The sequence below is a fragment of the Pseudoflavonifractor capillosus genome (assembly GCF_016902575.1).
Taxonomy (GTDB): domain Bacteria; phylum Bacillota; class Clostridia; order Oscillospirales; family Oscillospiraceae; genus Enterenecus; species Enterenecus capillosus_A.
In genome coordinates, this window is sequence record NZ_JACSNZ010000077.1 from 1 (window position 1) to 3,793 (window position 3,793).

Consider the following 3,793-nt stretch of genomic DNA (forward strand, 5'->3'; position numbering starts at 1 on the left):
GGAGTTGGGAGAACTCCAATTTGCGCATCATATTTGCCGTTATTCCCCAAACTATGACCAGAACCCCTGTTTTCGCTCAATGAAAACAGGGGTTCTTCGACAGTCTGAGACCGTTGCAGCAGCCCAATGGCTGCTGCAACGGTCTTTTTTCACATTTCTCGTCTGCCCTCCATGGCCCGCATCAGGGTAGCATCGTCGGCAAACTCCAGATGGCTGCCCACGGGGATGCCATAGGCCAAGCGGCTGACCTTCACCCCAAAGGGCTTGAGCAGCCTGGAGAGATACATGGCAGTGGCCTCCCCTTCTGTGTCCGGGTTGGTGGCCATGATGACCTCCTCCACTTCGCCCCCTGCCACACGCTCCACCAGCTGTGCAATACGCAGATCATCGGGACCCACATGGTTCATGGGGGAAATCACCCCATGGAGCACGTGATATACCCCTTGGTACTCTCGAGCTCGCTCCAAAGCGATGACATCCTTGGGGTCAGCCACCACACAGATGGTGTGCTGGTCCCGACGGCTGGAGCTGCACAGGCTGCACAGTCCCTCCCCCTGGGTCAGATTCTGACATTTGGGGCAGTAGCCGATGCTCCCCTTGGCCTGGAGAATGGCATCTGCAAAGGCCTGGGCCTCCTCGTCGGTCCGGCCCAACACATAAAACGCCAGCCGCTGGGCGCTCTTACGCCCTACGCCCGGGAGCTTTGCAAACTGCTCCACCAGGTTTTCCAATGCCGGGGGAAAATAATCCATGTCTTAGCCTCCGTAACTTATTGAGATACCCGCAGCGACGCAATGGCGGCAGGAATGTCCGCAGCTCCGTACACCGAAGACCCGGCTACCAGCACGTTGGCTCCCGTATCCACCACCTGACGGGCGGTGACTGCATTGATGCCGCCGTCCACTTCCAGCTCACACTGGGGGTTGTACTGGTCGATGATCTCCCGCACCCGGGCAATGGTCTTCAGCTGATCCTCCATAAATGCCTGGCCTCCAAAGCCCGGCTCCACCGTCATCACCAGCACCATGTCCAGCTGCCGGATGTAAGGCAGAATGGCCTCGGGCGAGGTGATGGGCCGCAGAGCCACCGCCTTCTTCACCCCATGCTCCCCGATGATATCCAGGGCCTGCTGGATGCGGGTGGGGTGGTCAGCCTCCAGATGGATGCTCACCAGGTCCGCTCCGGCCTTACAGAAATCAGCCACATACCGCACCGGCTTATCAATCATCAGGTGGACATCCAAAAACATATCCGTGTGGCTGCGGATGGACTTCACCACCGGGATGCCGATGGTGATGTTAGGCACAAAGGCCCCGTCCATCACGTCCACATGTACCCAGTCGGCGGTGTGGATGCGCTGGATGTCCCGCTCCAAATTACAAAAATCTGCGGATAAAATAGATGGTGCAATCTTAACCATAGGTTCCTCCTCATTGATATCGGTTTATAATCTTTTTCTCCGCCCGCTGCCAGGTACATGGGCACACCTCAGGGGCAAACCTCTCATAGGATGCCTCAAGCGGATGTGCTCCGGGGGCAGGCACCGGGTCTCCCCCAACTCTCCCACCCACCGGATGCCGAAAATTCGGGTGCATTCCGCTTTTTGGCATAGCCGTCCGGCAAAGGCCCTTGGTCTTTGCCGGACGGCAACTGGATGTTATTCGTATACACAGGAGGTGGCCACTTCGTGCACCTCATATCCAGCCTTGGACAGGGCAGACAAAATCTCCTCCTTGTGCTGATGCCCAAAGGCCTCCAGGGTCACCTTCAGCTCCACCCCGGCCTGGCGATTGATGTTGACAAACTGGTTGTGATCCAGCTTGATGATGTTACCATTGGCACGGGCCACCAGCTCTGCCACATGGAGCAGCTCGCCGGGTCGGTCAGGCAGCTGCACCGAGAAGGTGAAGATGCGGCCCCGGTTGATGAGTCCGTGCTGCACCAGAGAGGAGATGGTGATCACATCCATATTTCCGCCGGACAGCACCGACACCACATTCTTGTCCTTGCAGTCCAGGTGACGCAGGGCAGCAATGGTGAGCAGCCCCGCATTTTCCACCACCATTTTGTGCTTTTCCATCACGTCCAGGAAAGCATCCACCAGCTCTCCATCCCCAATGGTGAGGATCTCATCCACATTTTTCTGAATATAGGGGAACACCAGATCTCCAGGGGTCTTGACTGCCACGCCGTCGGCAATGGTGTTCACCGTGGGAAGGGCGACCACATGCCCGGCCTCCACGCTGACCTTCATAGATGCCGCTCCCTCCGGCTCCACACCGATGACCTTCACCGAAGGGTTGAGCAGCTTGGCCAGGGTGGCCACACCGGCAGCCAACCCACCGCCTCCAATGGGCACCAGGATCACATCCACATCGGGCAGATCCTTAAAAATTTCATAGGCAATGGTACCCTGACCTGTGGACACCGTGAGATCGTTGAAGGGATGTACATAAGTATACCCCTCCTCCTGGCTCATCAGTGCCGCCATCGCCGCTGCATCATCAAAGGTCTCGCCGTGCAAAATAACACGGGCACCGTAGTCCTTGGTGTTATTGACCTTTACCAGCGGTGTGGTGGTGGGCATAATGATGGTGGCGGGAATGCCGGCAGCCTGGGCGGCATAGGCCACACCCTGAGCATGGTTGCCCGCAGAGGCGGTAATAAGCCCCCGCTCCTTCTCCTCTTGCGTCAGGGTAGAGCACTTAAAGTAGGCGCCCCGGATTTTGTATGCCCCGGTCACCTGCATATTCTCCGGTTTGATGTATACATGATTTCCGGTAGACTTGGAGAAAAATGTACTGTAAATCAAGTCTGTGGGGTGGAGAACGCCCTCCAGGACTTTACGGGCTTGTTTGAAATTTTCCAGTGTCATCATGGCTCTACACCTGCCTATTTTATCATCTGAAGTATTATTTTACCCCACAGATTAGGGAAAGTCAATGGCGGAAACCCCCTTCATTTTCTTGACAGCCACCACTTTACTGCGTTACAATATAGGAAATATTTCACTGGAGAGAGGAGCGTATTTTGTGGCTTTCGTTCGCAAGAAAAGTGTCCTTCCCATCTATCTGGTGGGCGGGACTTGGCTGGTGTGGTCACTGGCTGCGCCGCTGTACCGCCCCGTCCACTACGTCACAGCGGCTTTGGCCTCTGCCGCCGTGTACTATCTGGGCAAAATCATCTTTCCTGACCGTGGCTATGAAGATGGCCAACCGGATGTGGAAACCCCCAAAGCCCAGACTCAAAAGCCCCAAGAGAGCTCCGTGAGTCCCGAAATCCAGCAGCTGCTGGATGAGCGGGATCGTGCCCTGTCGGAGCTGCGCCGACTCAATGACACCATCGGAGATGCCCAGCTGTCCCAGCAGATCGACCATCTGGAGCACACCACCGGAAAGATCATAGACGCCGTGGTGAAGGATCCGGAAAAGCAACCTCAGATCCGCCGCTTTCTCAACTACTATCTTCCCACCACCTTGAAGCTGCTCAACGCCTACGACCGTATGGACGCCACAGGTGTGGAGGGAGCCAATATTGACGGCACCAAGGGCCGCATCGAGGATATCATGGCCACCATCTGCGCCGCCTTTGACCGGCAGCTGGATGCTCTGTACGGCCAGGAAGCCTTGGATATTTCCACAGACATCGACGTGTTGGAGCAAATGTTGGCTCGGGAGGGCCTGGGCTCCATGAACCTTTCCGCTGATGAGAACAACCAATGACCATAGGAGGAATGTACCATGAATGAAAAGCTGGATATGACCCCCACCCTCACCCTGGAGCCCACCCTGGA

At 56.5% G+C, this 3,793-nt stretch carries 4 protein-coding genes; 1 reads left to right on the top strand and 3 read right to left on the bottom strand.

What is annotated here, in order from left to right; genetic code table 11:
• Positions 1-149: 149 nt before the first annotated feature.
• From recR to ilvA, 3 genes are all read right to left on the bottom strand, one after another.
• Positions 150-752, bottom strand: coding sequence for a recombination mediator RecR (recR, locus tag H9X86_RS11615; RefSeq protein WP_204901674.1), 603 nt, complete (start codon positions 750-752; stop codon positions 150-152).
• Positions 753-769: 17 nt separating this feature from the next.
• Positions 770-1,420: a ribulose-phosphate 3-epimerase gene (rpe, locus tag H9X86_RS11620; RefSeq protein WP_204901675.1), complete on the bottom strand. Its 651-nt coding sequence runs from the start codon at positions 1,418-1,420 to the stop codon at positions 770-772.
• Between the two features lie 237 nt (positions 1,421-1,657).
• Entirely contained in the window at positions 1,658-2,878 is a 1,221-nt protein-coding gene (gene ilvA, locus H9X86_RS11625; RefSeq protein WP_204901676.1) for a threonine ammonia-lyase, read from the bottom strand.
• A gap of 154 nt (positions 2,879-3,032) precedes the next feature.
• On the opposite strand from ilvA, the gene H9X86_RS11630 reads away from it, so the two are divergent.
• Positions 3,033-3,722: a 5-bromo-4-chloroindolyl phosphate hydrolysis family protein gene (locus tag H9X86_RS11630; RefSeq protein ID WP_346011469.1), complete on the top strand. Its 690-nt coding sequence runs from the start codon at positions 3,033-3,035 to the stop codon at positions 3,720-3,722.
• Positions 3,723-3,793 lie beyond the last annotated feature (71 nt).